Annotated in this window: 18 protein-coding genes and 1 pseudogene; 13 read left to right on the top strand and 6 right to left on the bottom strand. The window is 64.1% G+C overall.

The window, feature by feature from the left end; translation table 11 throughout:
• Window positions 1–8: 8 nt before the first annotated feature.
• The 7 genes and pseudogenes from tkt to ACSKB8_RS43775 all read left to right on the top strand — a co-directional run bounded on the left by tkt (window position 9) and on the right by ACSKB8_RS43775 (window position 7,553).
• A pseudogene (tkt, locus tag ACSKB8_RS43745) lies at window positions 9–2,029 on the top strand (transketolase).
• 12 nt (window positions 2,030–2,041) lie between these two features.
• On the top strand, window positions 2,042–3,127 hold the full coding sequence (gene fba, locus ACSKB8_RS43750; RefSeq protein ID WP_091892520.1) for a class II fructose-bisphosphate aldolase: 1,086 nt from the start codon (window positions 2,042–2,044) through the stop codon (window positions 3,125–3,127).
• Between the two features lie 29 nt (window positions 3,128–3,156).
• Complete coding sequence (locus tag ACSKB8_RS43755; protein ID WP_128935354.1) at window positions 3,157–4,617, top strand: form I ribulose bisphosphate carboxylase large subunit; 1,461 nt, start codon at window positions 3,157–3,159, stop codon at window positions 4,615–4,617.
• A gap of 11 nt (window positions 4,618–4,628) precedes the next feature.
• Window positions 4,629–5,036: a ribulose bisphosphate carboxylase small subunit gene (locus ACSKB8_RS43760; RefSeq protein ID WP_438111646.1), complete on the top strand. Its 408-nt coding sequence runs from the start codon at window positions 4,629–4,631 to the stop codon at window positions 5,034–5,036.
• A gap of 99 nt (window positions 5,037–5,135) precedes the next feature.
• Window positions 5,136–6,065 (top strand): CbbX protein, encoded by a 930-nt coding sequence (cbbX, locus tag ACSKB8_RS43765; protein ID WP_438111648.1) that lies wholly within the window; start codon window positions 5,136–5,138, stop codon window positions 6,063–6,065.
• On the top strand, window positions 6,065–6,802 hold the full coding sequence (gene rpe, locus ACSKB8_RS43770) for a ribulose-phosphate 3-epimerase (RefSeq protein WP_438111795.1): 738 nt from the start codon (window positions 6,065–6,067) through the stop codon (window positions 6,800–6,802). The genes cbbX and rpe overlap by 1 nt, the downstream gene beginning before the upstream one ends.
• 538 nt (window positions 6,803–7,340) lie before the next feature.
• A complete protein-coding gene (locus ACSKB8_RS43775; protein ID WP_091892637.1) occupies window positions 7,341–7,553 on the top strand; it encodes a hypothetical protein in 213 nt (70 codons plus the stop codon).
• Window positions 7,554–7,573: 20 nt separating this feature from the next.
• Here the strand turns inward: ACSKB8_RS43775 and ACSKB8_RS43780 are convergent, their stop codons facing one another.
• Window positions 7,574–8,410, bottom strand: a complete 837-nt coding sequence (locus tag ACSKB8_RS43780; protein WP_438111650.1) for a universal stress protein — start codon at window positions 8,408–8,410, stop codon at window positions 7,574–7,576.
• A gap of 208 nt (window positions 8,411–8,618) precedes the next feature.
• On the opposite strand from ACSKB8_RS43780, the gene ACSKB8_RS43785 reads away from it, so the two are divergent.
• Entirely contained in the window at window positions 8,619–10,160 is a 1,542-nt protein-coding gene (locus tag ACSKB8_RS43785) for a Do family serine endopeptidase (RefSeq protein ID WP_438111652.1), read from the top strand.
• 265 nt (window positions 10,161–10,425) lie between these two features.
• Window positions 10,426–10,788: a hypothetical protein gene (locus ACSKB8_RS43790; RefSeq protein WP_438111654.1), complete on the top strand. Its 363-nt coding sequence runs from the start codon at window positions 10,426–10,428 to the stop codon at window positions 10,786–10,788.
• A 6-nt stretch (window positions 10,789–10,794) separates the two neighbouring features.
• Here the strand turns inward: ACSKB8_RS43790 and ACSKB8_RS43795 are convergent, their stop codons facing one another.
• Together ACSKB8_RS43795 and ACSKB8_RS43800 are read right to left on the bottom strand one after the other, a co-directional pair.
• Window positions 10,795–11,091, bottom strand: coding sequence for a DUF6496 domain-containing protein (locus tag ACSKB8_RS43795; protein WP_128935347.1), 297 nt, complete (start codon window positions 11,089–11,091; stop codon window positions 10,795–10,797).
• A gap of 88 nt (window positions 11,092–11,179) precedes the next feature.
• Window positions 11,180–11,374, bottom strand: coding sequence for a DUF3072 domain-containing protein (locus tag ACSKB8_RS43800; RefSeq protein WP_128935346.1), 195 nt, complete (start codon window positions 11,372–11,374; stop codon window positions 11,180–11,182).
• Between the two features lie 115 nt (window positions 11,375–11,489).
• On the opposite strand from ACSKB8_RS43800, the gene ACSKB8_RS43805 reads away from it, so the two are divergent.
• Genes ACSKB8_RS43805 through ACSKB8_RS43815 form a run of 3 tightly spaced genes read left to right on the top strand, consistent with a single transcriptional unit; the run spans window position 11,490 to window position 12,183 of the window.
• Window positions 11,490–11,708 (top strand): hypothetical protein, encoded by a 219-nt coding sequence (locus ACSKB8_RS43805; RefSeq protein ID WP_438111796.1) that lies wholly within the window; start codon window positions 11,490–11,492, stop codon window positions 11,706–11,708.
• Between the two features lie 18 nt (window positions 11,709–11,726).
• Window positions 11,727–11,936, top strand: a complete 210-nt coding sequence (locus ACSKB8_RS43810; protein ID WP_438111655.1) for a hypothetical protein — start codon at window positions 11,727–11,729, stop codon at window positions 11,934–11,936.
• A 34-nt stretch (window positions 11,937–11,970) separates the two neighbouring features.
• Window positions 11,971–12,183, top strand: a complete 213-nt coding sequence (locus ACSKB8_RS43815) for a hypothetical protein (protein WP_438111657.1) — start codon at window positions 11,971–11,973, stop codon at window positions 12,181–12,183.
• A gap of 202 nt (window positions 12,184–12,385) precedes the next feature.
• Here the strand turns inward: ACSKB8_RS43815 and ACSKB8_RS43820 are convergent, their stop codons facing one another.
• Together ACSKB8_RS43820 and ACSKB8_RS43825 are read right to left on the bottom strand one after the other, a co-directional pair.
• On the bottom strand, window positions 12,386–12,628 hold the full coding sequence (locus ACSKB8_RS43820; RefSeq protein WP_128939542.1) for a hypothetical protein: 243 nt from the start codon (window positions 12,626–12,628) through the stop codon (window positions 12,386–12,388).
• Window positions 12,629–12,722: 94 nt separating this feature from the next.
• Window positions 12,723–12,980, bottom strand: a complete 258-nt coding sequence (locus ACSKB8_RS43825) for a hypothetical protein (RefSeq protein WP_091892489.1) — start codon at window positions 12,978–12,980, stop codon at window positions 12,723–12,725.
• A gap of 140 nt (window positions 12,981–13,120) precedes the next feature.
• On the opposite strand from ACSKB8_RS43825, the gene ACSKB8_RS43830 reads away from it, so the two are divergent.
• A complete protein-coding gene (locus tag ACSKB8_RS43830; protein ID WP_438111659.1) occupies window positions 13,121–13,342 on the top strand; it encodes a hypothetical protein in 222 nt (73 codons plus the stop codon).
• An 88-nt stretch (window positions 13,343–13,430) separates the two neighbouring features.
• On the opposite strand, the gene ACSKB8_RS43835 is transcribed toward ACSKB8_RS43830, so the two are convergent.
• Entirely contained in the window at window positions 13,431–14,921 is a 1,491-nt protein-coding gene (locus ACSKB8_RS43835) for an HWE histidine kinase domain-containing protein (protein ID WP_370984916.1), read from the bottom strand.
• Window positions 14,922–14,930: the final 9 nt, after the last annotated feature.

The raw sequence follows: 14,930 nt of genomic DNA on the forward strand, positions 1-14,930 counted from the left end.
AGGATCCGATGAATATCTCGGTTCATGCCGAAGCCGACCTTACGGCGGTCACGCATAACGATCTCGCCAACGCCGTCCGCTTCCTCGCGGTCGATGCCATCGAGACCTCGCAGTCGGGCCATCCCGGCCTGCCCATGGGCATGGCCGACGTCGCGACCGTGCTGTTCTCGCGCTTCCTCAAATTCGAACTCGGCCCATCCCAACTGGCCCGACCGCGACCGCTTCGTGCTGTCGGCGGGCCACGGCTCGATGCTGCTCGTATGCGCTGCTGCATCTGACCGGCGGCGATGTCAGCCTCGACGACATCAAGGCGTTCCGGCAATGGGGCTCCAGGACGCCGGGACATCCGGAATACGGCCACACGCCGGGCGTCGAGACCACGACTGGACCGCTGGGGCAGGGGATTGCGACGGCGGTCGGCATGGCGCTCGCCGAACGCATGGCCAATGCGCGGCATGGCGACGGCCTCGTCGATCACTTCACCTATGTGATCGCCGGCGACGGCTGCCTGATGGAGGGTATCAGCCAGGAGGCGATCTCGCTCGCCGGTCATCTCCAGCTCGCGCGTCTGATCGTGCTGTTCGACGACAACGGCATTTCCATCGACGGGCCGACCTCGCTCGCGACCTCCGATGACCAGCTCGCCCGCTTCGCCGCCTCCGGCTGGTCGGTGCGCCGCGTCGATGGACACGATCCCGAAGCGATCGCACAGGCGATCGCGGAGGAGCGGGAGACCGCAAAGCCGTCGCTGATCGCCTGCCGCACCATCATCGGCTATGGAGCGCCTGATAGACAGGGCACCGAGAAGGCGCATGGTGCGCCGCTCGGCACTGAGCAGACCGCGGCCGCGCGCCGGACGCTGGGCTGGGACTATCAGCCTTTCGTGGTGCCGCTCCCGATCTCGAAGGCGTGGCGGATGATCGGACAGCGCGGGCAGGTCGCCCGTCTCGCCTGGCTCGATCGTTACGAACGTGCGACGCCCGAGCAGCGCGACCTGTTCGTCGAGGGTAAGGCCGTCGCCTTGCCGGGCGCCTATGCGCTGGCTGCGGCGAAGTTGCGCGAGCGCTTCGCCAGCGAGCGTCCGAAGATCGCAACGCGCCAGGCCTCGCAACAGGTGCTCGACGGCATCGCCGGGGCGATTCCGGGCCTGGTCGGCGGCTCCGCGGACCTCACGCATTCGAACCTCACGCATGCCAAGGTGCAGACTCCCGTCGCGCGCGGGGCGTTCGCCGGCGACTACATCCATTATGGCATTCGCGAGCACGGCATGGCTGCCGCGATGAATGGCCTCGCGCTGCATGGTGGCTTCATCCCCTATGGCGGCACCTTCCTCGCCTTCTCCGACTACAGCCGGCCGGCGATTCGCCTTGCGGCCTTGATGCGGCTGCGCGTGATTCATGTGATGACTCACGACTCCATCGGCCTCGGCGAGGACGGCCCGACGCACCAGCCGGTCGAGCATGTCGCCGCACTGCGGGTGATTCCGAACCTTCTGGTGTTCCGCCCCGCCGATGCGGTGGAGACGCTGGAAGCCTGGGATTGCGCACTCAGCTCGGAGAGCCGTCCGTCCGTGTTGTGCTTGTCGCGTCAGGCCTTGCCGACCTTCCGCAGCGATGTCCGCGGCAGAAATCGCGTCGCGCGCGGCGCTTATCTCGTCGTCTCCCCTGACGGCGGCCGCGACGTGACGCTGATCGCGACCGGCTCGGAAGTGTCGATCGCGCTGGAGGCGGCCCGCCTGCTCGCGACCGAGCACATCCGCGCAGCCGTGGTCTCTGCACCCTGCTTCGCCCTGTTCGAGGAACAGCCAGACGACTATCGCGCCACGGTGCTCGGTACTGCACCGCGTATCGGCATCGAGGCGGCCGTAGCGGGTGACTGGCCGCGCTGGATCGGCATTGAGGGCGAGTTCGTCGGCATGCGCGGCTTCGGCGCCTCGGCACCGGCGCCCGTGCTGTACCGCGAATTCGGCATCACACCGCAAAGCATTGCGGAAGCCGCCCGGCGGGCGATCGCCGGCAAGAAACAATAAGGAGGATTAATCGTGGCTCGTATCACCCTTCGTCAATTGCTTGATCACGCCGCCAGCCACGGCTACGCGGTGCCGGCGTTCAACATCAACAACATGGAGCAGGGCATCGCGATCATGCAGGCCGCGGCCGAGGTCGATGCGCCGGTCATCATGCAGGCCTCGCGCGGTGCGCGCAGCTATGCCGGCGATCTCATGCTCTCGCACATGATAGATGCGCTGGAGCGGACCTATCCCGACATCCCGCTCTGCATGCACCAGGATCACGGCAATGACGAGGCGACCTGCGCCTCCGCCATAGCCCATGGCTTCACGTCGGTGATGATGGATGGCTCGCTCAAGGCCGACGCCAAGACGGCGGCCGATTATGACTACAATGTCGCGATCACCCGCCGTGTCGTCGACCTCGCCCATTGGGTCGGCGCATCCGTCGAAGGGGAGCTCGGCGTGCTCGGCTCGCTCGAGCATGGCGGCGGCGAGCAGGAGGATGGTCACGGCGTCGAGGGCAAGGTCAGCCACGACCAGCTGCTGACCGATCCGGACCAAGCCGTCGATTTTGTCCGCGCGACGAAGGTCGATGCCCTGGCGATCGCGATGGGCACCTCGCACGGCGCCTACAAGTTCAGCCGCAAGCCGGATGGCGACATCCTGGCGATGCGGGTGGTCGAGGAGATCCATCGCCGGCTGCCGAACACGCATCTCGTGATGCACGGTTCGTCCTCGGTGCCGCAGCCGCTGCAGGACATGTTCAACCAGTTCGGCGGCGAGATGCCGCAGACCTGGGGCGTGCCGGTCGAGGAGATCGTGCGCGGCATCCGAAGCGGCGTGCGCAAGGTCAATATCGACACTGACTGCCGTCTTGCGATGACTGCGGTATTCCGCAAGGTCGCCGCGCAAGCGCGCTCCGAGTTCGATCCACGAAAGTTCCTCAAGCCAGCGATGGATGCGATGCGCGAGCTTTGTCGCGAGCGCTTCGAGCAGTTCGGCACGGCAGGCCACGCCAGCAAGATCAAGGTCGTTCCGATGAGCGAGATGGCGCGGCGCTATCGCGCCGGCGAACTTGATCCGCGCATCGACGCCCGCGAACCGGTCGCTGCCTAGTCATTCAGAGAGAAGAGCAGGAGAGAGTCATGAACGCACACGCAGGAACCGTTCGCGGCAAGGAAAGATATCGCTCGGGCGTGATGGAATATAAGCGCATGGGCTATTGGGAGCCCGACTACACGCCAAAGGACACCGACGTTATCGCGCTGTTTCGCGTGACGCCGCAGGAGGGGGTCGACCCGATCGAGGCGTCGGCTGCGGTCGCCGGTGAATCCTCAACCGCGACCTGGACCGTGGTGTGGACCGATCGGTTAACCGCCGCGGAGAAATACCGCGCCAAGTGCTATCGCGTCGATCCGGTCCCGGGCTCGCCGGGCTCCTACTTCGCCTACATCGCCTATGACCTCGATCTGTTCGAGCCGGGCTCGATCGCCAACCTCTCGGCCTCGATCATCGGCAACGTGTTCGGCTTCAAGCCGCTCAAGGCGCTGCGTCTGGAGGACATGCGCTTCCCAGTCGCCTATGTGAAGACGTTCCAGGGACCGGCGACCGGCATCGTGGTCGAGCGTGAACGGCTCGACAAGTTCGGCCGCCCTTTGCTGGGGGCGACCATCAAGCCCAAGCTCGGTCTTTCGGGGCGCAACTACGGCCGCGTGGTCTATGAGGCGCTGAAGGGCGGGCTCGACTTCACCAAGGACGACGAGAACATCAACTCGCAGCCCTTCATGCACTGGCGCGATCGCTTCCTCTATTGCATGGAGGGCGTCAACCGCGCGCAGGCAGCCTCGGGTGAGGTGAAGGGCACCTACCTCAACATCACCGCCGCCACCATGGAGGACATGTATGAGCGCGCCGAGTTCGCCAAGGAACTCGGCTCGGTCGTGGTCATGATCGACCTCGTGATCGGCTACACCGCGATCCAGTCGATGGCGAAATGGGCGCGGCGCAACGACATGATTCTGCATCTCCATCGCGCCGGCCACTCGACCTATACGCGGCAGAAGAGCCACGGCGTGTCGTTCCGCGTCATCGCCAAGTGGATGCGGCTCGCCGGCGTCGACCACATTCATGCCGGCACGGTGGTCGGCAAGCTCGAGGGCGATCCGAACACCACGCGCGGCTATTACGACGTCTGCCGCGAAGATTTTAACCCGACGAAGCTAGAACACGGCATCTTCTTCGACCAGTCCTGGGCGAGCCTGAACAAGATGATGCCGGTCGCCTCCGGCGGCATCCATGCCGGGCAGATGCACCAGCTGCTCGACCTCTTGGGTGAAGACGTCGTGCTGCAATTCGGCGGCGGCACCATCGGCCATCCCATGGGCATTGCGGCCGGCGCGACCGCCAATCGCGTGGCGCTGGAAGCGATGATCCTCGCCCGCAACGAGGGCCGCGACTACGTCCACGAAGGTCCGGAGATCCTCGCCAAGGCGGCCGAGACCTGCACGCCGCTGAAGGCCGCGCTCGAAGTCTGGAAGGACGTCACCTTCAACTATCAATCCACCGACACGCCGGACTTCGTGCCGACGGCGCTGGAAACCGTTTGAGGAGATTCGACATGAAACTGACCCAGGGCTGCTTCTCATACCTGCCTGATCTGACCGATGACCAGATCTACAGCCAGGTGCAGTACTGCCTCGCCAAAGGCTGGGCTGTGAACATCGAGTTCACCGACGATCCGCATCCCCGCAACACTTATTGGGAGATGTGGGGCCTGCCGATGTTCGATCTCCAGGATGCCGCCGGCGTGATGATGGAGCTCGCCGAGTGCCGCAGGGTGTACGGCGACCGCTACATCCGCATCAGCGGCTTCGATTCCAGCCACGGCTGGGAATCGGTGCGCATCTCCTTCCTCGTCAACCGGCCGAAGCAGGAGGCGGAGCTCGAGCTGGTGCGGCAGGAGGTGGGCGGCCGCGCAATCCGTTACACGACCGTGCGCCGACCGGCCGCGCAAGCGTCAACTTAAGGCATCCGCTTCCGCGCGGAGCTCTCCCTGCTCCGCATCCTTGGCGGACCACTGCTTCGCCGCTCCCCCCGCGGCGAAGCCCTTTTCTTCGAGGTGCCGATGCTCGATGTGCCCCACGCAACGACAGCCGAACACAGCGAGACCAGTTTCGATCTCCGCAAGGAGGCCGAAGCGGCCGGGATCACCGACACGCTGCAACAGCTTGAGCAGGAACTGGTCGGATTGAAGCCGGTGAAGAATCGCGTGCGCCAGATCGCCTCGCTGCTGTTGATCGAACGCATTCGGCAGCGCGCGGGATTGGTCTCCGCGCCGCCGACGCTGCACATGTCGTTCACCGGCAATCCCGGCACCGGCAAGACCACGGTGGCGCTGCGCATGGCCAAGATCCTGCACGGCCTCGGCTTCGTGCGGCGAGGGCAGGTGATCTCGGTCACGCGCGACGATCTCGTCGGCCAATATATCGGCCACACCGCCCCGAAGACCAAGGAGATATTGAAGAAGGCGATGGGCGGCGTGCTGTTCATCGACGAGGCCTATTATCTCCATCGCCCCGACAACGAGCGCGACTACGGCCAGGAGGCGATCGAAATCCTGCTCCAGGTGATGGAGAACCAGCGCGAGGATTTGGTCGTGATCCTCGCCGGCTATGGCGAGCGGATGACGAGCTTCTTCGCCTCCAATCCCGGTTTCCGTTCGCGCATCGCGCACCACATCGAATTTCCGGACTATGCCGAAGCCGAGCTGCTCGTCATCGCCGAGCTGATGCTGAAGGAGCGCGGCTATCGCTTCTCGGCAGCGGCGCGCGAGACGTTCGAAAAATACATCGCGCTACGCCGGACCCAGCCGTTCTTCTCCAATGCGCGCTCGATCCGCAACGCCGTCGACCGCATTCGCTTGCGGCAGGCCGATCGCCTGGTGTCCGATCTCGATCGCATGCTCGACGTCGCCGACCTTGAAACCATCGATCCCATTGACGTCCTGGCGAGCCGCGTCTTCAGCGGCGGCGCCGACTCGCGGAGTGCAAAATGATGACGAGAGAGATGATCATTGCTCCTTCGATCCTGGCCGCGGATTTCGCGCGTCTCGGCGAAGAGATCGCGGCGATCGATACGGCTGGGGCCGACTGGATCCATTGCGACGTCATGGACGGACATTTTGTGCCGAACATCAGCTTTGGCGCGGACATCATCAAGGCAATCCGGCCGCTGACGAAGAAAGTCTTCGACGTGCATCTCATGATCGCGCCTGCTGATCCTTACCTCGAGGCGTTCGCGAAGGCCGGTGCGGACGTCATCACCGTGCACGCCGAAGCCGGCCCGCATCTCGATCGTTCGCTTCAGGCGATCCGCGCGCTCGGCAGGAAAGCCGGCGTTAGCCTGTGTCCGGCGACCCCGGAGAGCGCGATCGAGTATGTGCTCGATCGTCTCGACCTCGTGCTGGTGATGACGGTCAATCCCGGCTTCGGCGGCCAGTCCTTCCTCGACTCCCAGCTGGCGAAGATCGCACGGATCAAGGCCATGATCGGCGACCGGCCGATCCGGCTCGAGGTCGATGGCGGTATCACGCGCGACAATGCCGCTGCCGTGGCTGCAGCGGGCGCCGATACGCTCGTGGCGGGGTCCGCCGTGTTTCGCGGCAAGAGCGCCGCCGAATACGCCGCCAATATTGCGGCCATTCGCACCGCCGCCGAGGCTGGCCGGGTTCCAAAGACGAAAGATAATGCAGCGCGGCCGCTGCGCGTCGGAGAAAGTGCGCGCATCCGGTAGACTACGGAGAGCATCACCAGGCGATTACGCCGAGGTATCGATCGCTTCATAGCGCGCATTTTTCTCCGGGGTCCTACGGAGAATCCAGCGCGAATTGGCAACACCCTTCATGCCAGGGTAACCAAGAGCGCCGAAGCACGCGTTCGTTTAATGCGCCGCGCTACAATCTGTGGTTTAATAACTGCAGAGGGGCGTTGATGCACATTCAATATCTCCGTTGGAATGCTGCCCATGGCTGGCGCGGAGCTGATCCACTGCTCGGGCCCGATCAGCTCGTGCTCTAATTCGGCAGCCGTGAGGAGCGCTATCTCGATCTCGTCGGCGTGACCGTCGAGCGTCGCTTCTATGCCTAGCCCTTGATGGGTGCGGCGGGAATTCAGAGCGAGAGTCCGCTTCGACTGGAACTTTGGCTTCCTTGGGCATTTGCTAGAACTAGCCGAAGTCGGCGCCGCGGCGGGCGCAGCAAAACTTTTGCATCACCGCCATCGGCCTGACGCAAATCGGGGCAATAAGCCCTGTGAATGCGAGGGAGGGTCTCATGGAGAACGTACGTCGCTACCGGGCGCTGGCGTCCCTCTGTCGTCAGCAGGCCGCCTACCGGCCGCTCCAGAACTGGGAGCTCCTCGGCCAGGCCGAACATTTCGAATATCTCGCGGAAGTCGAGCTCAAGGCGCATTTCGACGCGTGCAACGCACAAGGCGGCGAGGACGTCGCTGAAGCCGTGGCATTGAAGACACCTGCCGCGGCGTAGCAGCGGCGGGCCGGCTCGGCTCAGTGCGACATCAGCGTCGGAACCGTCATGGCCTCCAGCATGGCGCGGGTGACGCCGCCGAGAAAACGCTCCTGCAATCGCGAATGGCCGTAGCCGCCCATCACCAGGAGATCGAGGCTCTCATCGGCCGCCAGAGACAGGATCGTGGGCTGGATGTCGGCGCGCGTGGCCGACAGGCCGACCGTGCGGGTCGAGAGCCCGCGCCGGCCGAGATGTCTTGCCAGATTGGTCGCTGAAGCTTCGCCGCAGGCCACGTCGGCTTCGTTGATCGTGATGATCACGATTGCCTCGGCGCGGGCCAGGAACGGGGCTGCGTCGCGCATTGCGCGGGCAGCGAGGGGGCTGCCGTCCCAGCAGATGCCGATCCGGTTCGCCTTGAAGGTCCCGCGGAAGGTGTACGGCAGGAACAGCACCGGGCCGCCCGCCTGGAACAGGATCTCGCCGGGCATGTCGTTGTCGAACGAGCCTTGCGTCGGATCGGGCTGGAGCACGATGCTGAGGTCGTGCAGTCGCGCCATCTCGCCGAGCGTGCCGGCTGCATCCATCGGGATCGCGCCGAGCGGGTGGCAGGCGTAGGAGATGCCCGCGTTCGCCGCTTCGCTCCTGAATATTGCGAGCGCGGCCTCGGCCCGCTCCATTGCGCGCTCGCGTTCTAGCTCGAACACGGCCGCCACGGCGGCGCCACCCTCCATGACGTAAGCCGCACTGGTTGCGATATAGCCGACCGCGACCGCGTCGAGATGGGCGTTGAGGCGCGCCGCGAGCGAGATCGAGCCATCGATCGCGGGACGCATCGGACGCTCAGTCGGGATGTGGACGAGAATGTCTTTGTACATGGCGCGCCTCCGATGAACATCATCCGGTGACGCAGTTTTTCACTGCACGAAGGACCTGCGTTGAGCTGCATCAATGTGCAGCGACGAACTCGCCGCGGGGCCCGGTCCCAATCCTTTGCCAAGATTTAATCGCCTGGACGGGACGCCGTAAGGTGGCAACGCCCATGTTACGCGCAAGGCGACACCTGCTCAACATGGACATTTCGACATGAACGATCGCGTCAACTCCGACACCCCCACGTCCCGCAAGATCTTGAGGCCGCGCAGGCTCGCGCTGCTCGGCACCGCAGCCGCGCTTGGCGCGGCCGTGCTGGCGGCTGCTCCCGGTGCTTCGCCATTCGGCCTGACCTCCTTCGTCGCGTCGGCCCAGGCCACCGAAACGGCTGCGACCCCGCCCGGCTTCGGCGATCTCGTGGCCAAGGTCAAACCCGCCGTCATCTCGGTGCGGGTCAGAATCGACCAGGACAGCGACAAGAGCGCGATGCTGCAGCAGAACCGGATGGATTCGGACGAAGACTCGCCGTTCGACCAGTTCTCGCGACAGTTCGGCTTCCGCTTCCCCGATGGCATGAACGGCATGCCCCGTCAGCGCCACCAGATGATCACCGGCGAGGGCTCGGGCTTCTTCATCTCCGCCGACGGCTATGCCGTGACCAACAACCACGTCGTCGATCACGCCGAGTCCGTGCAGGTGACCATGGACGACGGCACGACCTACACCGCGAGGGTCGTCGGCACCGACCCGAAGACCGATCTCGCGCTGATCAAGGTCGACGGCAAGAAGGATTTTCCGTTCGTCAAATTCTCCGACCAGAAGCCGCGCATCGGCGATTGGGTGGTCGCGGTCGGCAATCCCTTCGGGCTCGGCGGCACCGTCACCGCCGGCATCGTCTCGGCCAGCGGCCGTGACATCGGCAATGGTCCTTATGACGACTTCATCCAGATCGACGCGCCGATCAACAAGGGCAATTCCGGCGGTCCCGCTTTCGACATCAACGGCAACGTGATCGGCGTGAACACCGCGATCTTCTCGCCCTCCGGCGGCTCGGTCGGTATCGGCTTCGACATTCCGGCCACGACCGCAAAACTGGTGGTGGCGCAGTTGAAGGACAAGGGCGCGGTCACCCGCGGCTGGCTCGGCGTGCAGGTGCAGCCGGTGACGTCGGATATCGCCGACAGCCTCGGCCTGAAGCAGGCGCGCGGCGCGATCGTCGACAATCCGCAACCCGACAGCCCGGCGGCGAAGGCCGGCATCGAGGCGGGCGACGTCATCACCGCCGTCAACGGCACGGCAGTGAAGGATTTCCGCGATCTCGCCCGCACCATCGCCACCCTGGCGCCCGGCAGCTCAGTCAAGCTCGACGTCTTCCACAACGGCGAGAGCAAGACGGTGACGCTGGCGCTCGGCGAACTGCCGAACGAACGGCAGGCTCAGGGCAAGGCCTATGACGGCAAGGTGCAGCCCGGCGCCGGCATGCCGCGCCTCGGGCTTGGTCTGGCTCCGGCCGGCGATGTGCAGGGCGCCGGCCAGAAGGGTGTCGTCGTCACCGAGGTTGATCCGGAAGGGCCGGCCGCGCAGCGCGGCATCAAGATCGGTGACGTCATCCTCAATGTCGGTGGCAAGGCTGTCAGCAATGTCGGCGATGTGCGCTCGGAGCTGGCGCAGGCCAAATCGTCCGGCAAGCGCAGCGTGCTGTTGCAGGTCAGAAGCGCGGATGCCACCCGGTTCGTCGCGGTGCCACTCGCGTAAGGCGAACCTCGATCGGTACAATTCAAAAAGGCGGCCCTCGGGCCGCCCTTCGCATTCGCACCCACAGGTCACCCGATAACATTCTCGTTAACGGCAGGGAGGGTGACCCGGTTCGTCCGAAAAAGCCGTGTTCGGTCATCACACTTTCTGGTCGGGCATCTGCTCGGCGGCAGTGCAGCCGCGGAGTGGGCTCGCGAGCGTGGAACCTTCGAACCTCCGGCCGCTTTGTGGAACTGGCCGCTGGTTCACATTGATCGGTGCCGACATGGATCGATTGAAGCTCTCGCTGATGAGTACGCTGCTCGTGGCGTTGTTCGTGCTGCCGGCTGGAAACGCCTTCGGGCGCGACGATGGCCGCTATGCGAACTCGCCCCTGAAGCCATGGTTCGACAGTCTGCGCAGCCACCTCGGTCCGTGCTGCTCGGATGCGGATGGCTTTGCTGTCTCCGATCCCGATTGGGAATCGCACAACGGGCACTATCGTGTTCGGTTGGACGGGCAATGGGTCGAGGTGCCGGATGAAGCCGTCATCACCGAGCCGAACCGCGCCGGCCGCACCATGGTGTGGCCGGTGAAAACTGCGTTCGGGATTTCGATCCGCTGCTTCATGCCGGGCAGCATGATCTGACTGGGGTCAGCGCGATCGCTTGCTGGATTTGCGCTTCGACGATTTCTTGGAAGATTTCTTGGAAGATTTCCTGGACGTCTTCTTCTTCGACGTCTTCCGCTTGGAGGCCTTCTTCGGGACCTTCTTGCCCTTCTTGCGGGCCTTCGACAGCCCGATCGCGATAGCCTGCTTGCGGCTCTTCACGCGTCCGCCGCGACCGCCACGTCCGCTCTTCGCGGTACCTTTCTTGTAACGCCGCATCTCGCTTTCGACATCGCTGCCGGAGCTGCGTGAGTAGCGGCGCTTCTTTGCCTTGCGTGCCATGCCTGTTCTCCCTTGGCGGAGGGAGAACCATTCGACACTGGCATGGTTCCGGCAGCACGCCTGCAATGTTCCGGGCGGTGAAGGCAGCTCAGAACGAATTCGCCAGCTCGATCTCCGCCTCCAGTACCTGAATGCGCCGCGCAGCCTCGGCAGAGGACAGATCTCGCGCATATTGCGCCGGCTGATAGGCCTCTTCGCTCAGCCGCTTCAACCTCAATCCCTGCGCCCGTGTCATCTGCTCGCCAAGGAAAACCCTGGCGTCGTATTTGGCCTGGACCTGCATGTCGCTCCTCCGTCCTTGAAATCTGGCTTGACTATATGTTCTTATTTTGTTCTAACAAGCCATGGACAACAGAATTAATGAAATTCGGCGTAAAATCAGCGCCTTGAGGCTCGAACTGGCCGATGTCGAGGCGTCTGTGCGCGCTCTCGTCAACGGCGATTGCGACTGCAGCGAACAAGCTCTGGCGCAGATCAATCTGCGCCGGAAGATCAACCTGCTCATCGACGAATGGAAGTCGGCCGGGGGCGGCGATGTCCTGCCCGACGTCCGCGACCGGATGCGTCTTCGCTCCGTGAATGTCGACAAGCCGGCGCGCGTGTTGGCCCGCCGCTGAGACATTGGGGGCCGCGCGGTGGAGGAAGACCCGGACAACGACCGGATCCTGAAATTGCGCGCCGAGATTCTCGAACTGAGCTCCGCCATCCGGCAATTGCAGCGCGAGGGCCTCGACGACGCTGCGGCCCAACTCCTGATCGCGCGCAAGCGGGCGCAGCTCGAGCATCTCGCTAAGACGAATTCCGCGGCAAGCTGTCTCAACATCACTGACATCCGACGCAGCTAAGGCGTGCGCGCAAGCGACATGCTGGAGATTGTCGATGCCGTCGGACGCCGAACTGGCCGCCTTGCTGCGGGCGGTGCTGGACGAGGTCTGCGTCAACGTTCCCTCATCCGACGTGGTGACACGCCGCCGCATTGCCGCGAAACTGCGCGAGGCCTTGCGCGCCGATCGCTATTCCCTGGAGGAGTTGAAGCAGGCCGGTCGCGCGATGCGCTGGTCAGCGTGCCGACCATGTGGCGCTAGAGCATGATCCGGAGCCGAAGAGCCGCGTTTGCGCAAAATGTGCAGCGGTCTTCCGATAAGATCATGCTCAAAAAATAACCTAAAGCGCAATGACGATTCATCCAAATCTCATCGCGCTTTGGAGCGCGACGGGGACAGGATGAATCGTCGTCGTCCTCGAGTGAAGAGCCCCACGCTGAACGCGGGACTCTCACCTTGCCGGGCAGAGCTCACTTGGTGTTGCTCATGCCGCCCTTGTTCGTCATCGTGCCGCCCTGATCGGAGCCGGGGCCAGAGCCGCCCTGACCGGAGGGATCGGCACCCTTGGAGGACTTGGTATTCGCGCCCGTGGTCTGCGACGACGACATCGAGGAGCCATGTTTGGCCTTGTGCGACTTCGCCTGCACGGCGAACGGTGCGGCGGCGAGGCCGGTTGCCAACATTGCGGTGAGGACGAGCTTGACTGTCTTCATATGGGGGAACTCCCTGGGTTAAATTGACGCAGGCGGCCAACGGCCGTTCCTCGCAGGAGTTCCCAACAAAGCTTCTCCACGCGTCGCGCACGCTTCAAGATTGCTTGTTCTCTTCGAGGATGAACACGATGCCAGTGAGCGTCGCGCCGATCGCGAAGGTCGTCACCAGCGTGAGAGCGAAGACTATAGCGGCTTGGCTTCCGCCATGGCTCAGCAGGTTGGCGACGGCTGGATTGGTCAGGATGAGTGCGAGGCTGAACGCGAGGCCGAGGGCTGCCCCCATCATCGCATGTGTCATCAGCTTGATAAGGCCGGTGGGAGAGATCAGGTTCGACGACTTTTTCGCGCGCATGGAACTATGTCCCGATCTGGCAGGCAAACGCGCGCGATCGTCATTGGTTCCATCAGGATGAAGGAATTGTCATCGCCAGCTTCATCCGACGTTCATGCCCGGCTTGCGAAGATGAGCGCCATCAACACGGGAATATCGATATGGGCAAGGTAGTCTTTCTGTACCGCTCGCTGGCCTATCGCAACGCGGCCGCGGACATCCTGCGCAAGGCGCGCAAGCTCCCGCGCGGCGCGGAACGAAGCGCGGCTCGCCGCTATGCGAAGGCGCTACGCGATCTCGCTCGAACGGAGGCTTGGCTCGAAGGACGCGTCGCGCGCGACCCCCGGACGGAGCAGCGCATCACGAGCGCGGCGTCCGGCTAGAGCTTCCGTTCCGATTGCGGTAGCTCTCGATTCTTCGCTTGACGCGTTTTCTTGACGCGAACCGGTCACCACTTCGCTGGAAAACGCTCTAACCGGATGCGCGCTGCAATTCGGCCGCGGCGGCGGCATCGAATTTGCCGGGTGCCGTCGTCGCCACCGGCTTGCGTGTCAAGGGCACCTGCAGGCGGCACAACAAGCCCTCGGCGCGCCAATCGAATTGCGCCTGTCCGCCAAGCTGGGACTCGACGCTTGCAAGCAGACTCCGCGTGCCGAAGCCGCGGGATTTCGGCGTCCTGACCAGCGGGCCGCCGGATTCCTCCCAGGTCAGCGTGAGGCGGTCGTCCTCGGTCTGCCAACCGATCATGAGCCGACCGGATCGCGTCGACAGTGCGCCATACTTGGCCGAATTGGTGAAGAGCTCGTGCAGCGCCAGCGCCAGCGTCTGGGCGGTCGCCGGCAGCAACTGAACCTCGGGCCCGGCAAGCTTGATCTGGCCGCCTAGCGAATAGGGCGCAAGCTCCTCGTCGATCAGCTTGGAGAGCTCGGCGCCCTGCCAACTCGACAGCGACAGGATGGTATGCACGCGCGCGAGCGCATTGATGCGCCCCTCGACAGCATTGACATAGGCCTTGACCTCGTCGGCGCGGGTGAGGCGCACGATCGATTGCGCCAGCGCCAGCGCATTCTTGGCGCGATGATCGACTTCCCGCGCGAGGAGATTTTGCCGCTCCTCGGCACGCTTGCGTTCGGTGATGTCGACGGTGACGCCGCTGACGCGAACCACGCGACCACTCTCGTCGACCGTTGCCGCCGCGGTGCCGACGCACCAGCGCACATCACCGTCGGGCCGCACGATGCGGAATTCCGTTTCGTAGGCGCGTGCGCCCTTGTTGAACTCGGCGATCGCCTTGCGCAACTGATCGACGTCGTCGGTATGCAATAGCGCCTGAACGTTGGCCGGGTTGACCTCGAAGCTCTCCGGGCTGACCCCAAAGATGCGATATTGCCCCTCGTCCCACATCCAGTCGCCGGTGATCCAGTCCCAATCCCATGAGCCCATCTTGCCGGCGGCGATCGCCATGCTGCGCCGCTGCTCGCTTTCGCGAAGCTTGGCGGTGGAATTTTCCAGCTCGGCGGTGCGTGCGCGGACGCGGTCCTCGAGCTCCTGGTTCAGTCGTTCGAGCTCGCGGGTCTTGCGATAGAGCTCGGAGAACACCTTGATCTTGGCGCGCAGCACCTCCGGCACGACGGGCACCGGAACGTAGTCGACCGCGCCCATCTCGTAGCCGCGCAACCGGTCGATATCGCTCACCTGAATCGCCGAGATGAAGATCATTGCGGTCTTCTGGAAGCGCGGATGCTCGCGGATCATCGCGGCGAGCTCGAAGCCGTCGAGCTCGGGCATGCAGACGTCGACCAGGATGACCGCGATCTCGGTCTTGAGCAGAACCTCCAGCGCTTCGCGTCCAGACGAGGCGATCACGAGGTTCTCGCCGAGATCCTTCAGGATCACCTCATAGGCCAGCAGCTTGGCTGGCTGGTCGTCGACGAGCAGGATGTTGACCTTCTCTTGGTCCATTCGCGGATC

This window comes from Bradyrhizobium sp. BR 1432 (genome assembly GCF_051547705.1).
Taxonomy (GTDB): Bacteria; Pseudomonadota; Alphaproteobacteria; order Rhizobiales; family Xanthobacteraceae; genus Bradyrhizobium; species Bradyrhizobium zhanjiangense.

Excerpts from the sequence above, each read along its gene's own strand:
- ACSKB8_RS43780 (WP_438111650.1), bottom strand. The coding sequence starts at position 8,410 with ATGTACAAAGACATTCTCGTCCACATCCCGACTGAGCGTCCGATGCGT.
- ACSKB8_RS43795 (WP_128935347.1), bottom strand. The coding sequence starts at position 11,091 with ATGGCACGCAAGGCAAAGAAGCGCCGCTACTCACGCAGCTCCGGCAGC.
- ACSKB8_RS43815 (WP_438111657.1), top strand. The coding sequence starts at position 11,971 with ATGCCGTCGGACGCCGAACTGGCCGCCTTGCTGCGGGCGGTGCTGGAC.
- ACSKB8_RS43820 (WP_128939542.1), bottom strand. The coding sequence starts at position 12,628 with ATGAAGACAGTCAAGCTCGTCCTCACCGCAATGTTGGCAACCGGCCTC.
- ACSKB8_RS43830 (WP_438111659.1), top strand. The coding sequence starts at position 13,121 with ATGGGCAAGGTAGTCTTTCTGTACCGCTCGCTGGCCTATCGCAACGCG.
- ACSKB8_RS43800 (WP_128935346.1), bottom strand. The coding sequence starts at position 11,374 with ATGCAGGTCCAGGCCAAATACGACGCCAGGGTTTTCCTTGGCGAGCAG.
- ACSKB8_RS43790 (WP_438111654.1), top strand. The coding sequence starts at position 10,426 with ATGGATCGATTGAAGCTCTCGCTGATGAGTACGCTGCTCGTGGCGTTG.
- ACSKB8_RS43760 (WP_438111646.1), top strand. The coding sequence starts at position 4,629 with ATGAAACTGACCCAGGGCTGCTTCTCATACCTGCCTGATCTGACCGAT.
- ACSKB8_RS43835 (WP_370984916.1), bottom strand. The coding sequence starts at position 14,921 with ATGGACCAAGAGAAGGTCAACATCCTGCTCGTCGACGACCAGCCAGCC.
- ACSKB8_RS43775 (WP_091892637.1), top strand. The coding sequence starts at position 7,341 with ATGGAGAACGTACGTCGCTACCGGGCGCTGGCGTCCCTCTGTCGTCAG.
- ACSKB8_RS43825 (WP_091892489.1), bottom strand. The coding sequence starts at position 12,980 with ATGCGCGCGAAAAAGTCGTCGAACCTGATCTCTCCCACCGGCCTTATC.
- rpe (WP_438111795.1), top strand. The coding sequence starts at position 6,065 with ATGACGAGAGAGATGATCATTGCTCCTTCGATCCTGGCCGCGGATTTC.
- cbbX (WP_438111648.1), top strand. The coding sequence starts at position 5,136 with ATGCTCGATGTGCCCCACGCAACGACAGCCGAACACAGCGAGACCAGT.
- ACSKB8_RS43755 (WP_128935354.1), top strand. The coding sequence starts at position 3,157 with ATGAACGCACACGCAGGAACCGTTCGCGGCAAGGAAAGATATCGCTCG.
- ACSKB8_RS43785 (WP_438111652.1), top strand. The coding sequence starts at position 8,619 with ATGAACGATCGCGTCAACTCCGACACCCCCACGTCCCGCAAGATCTTG.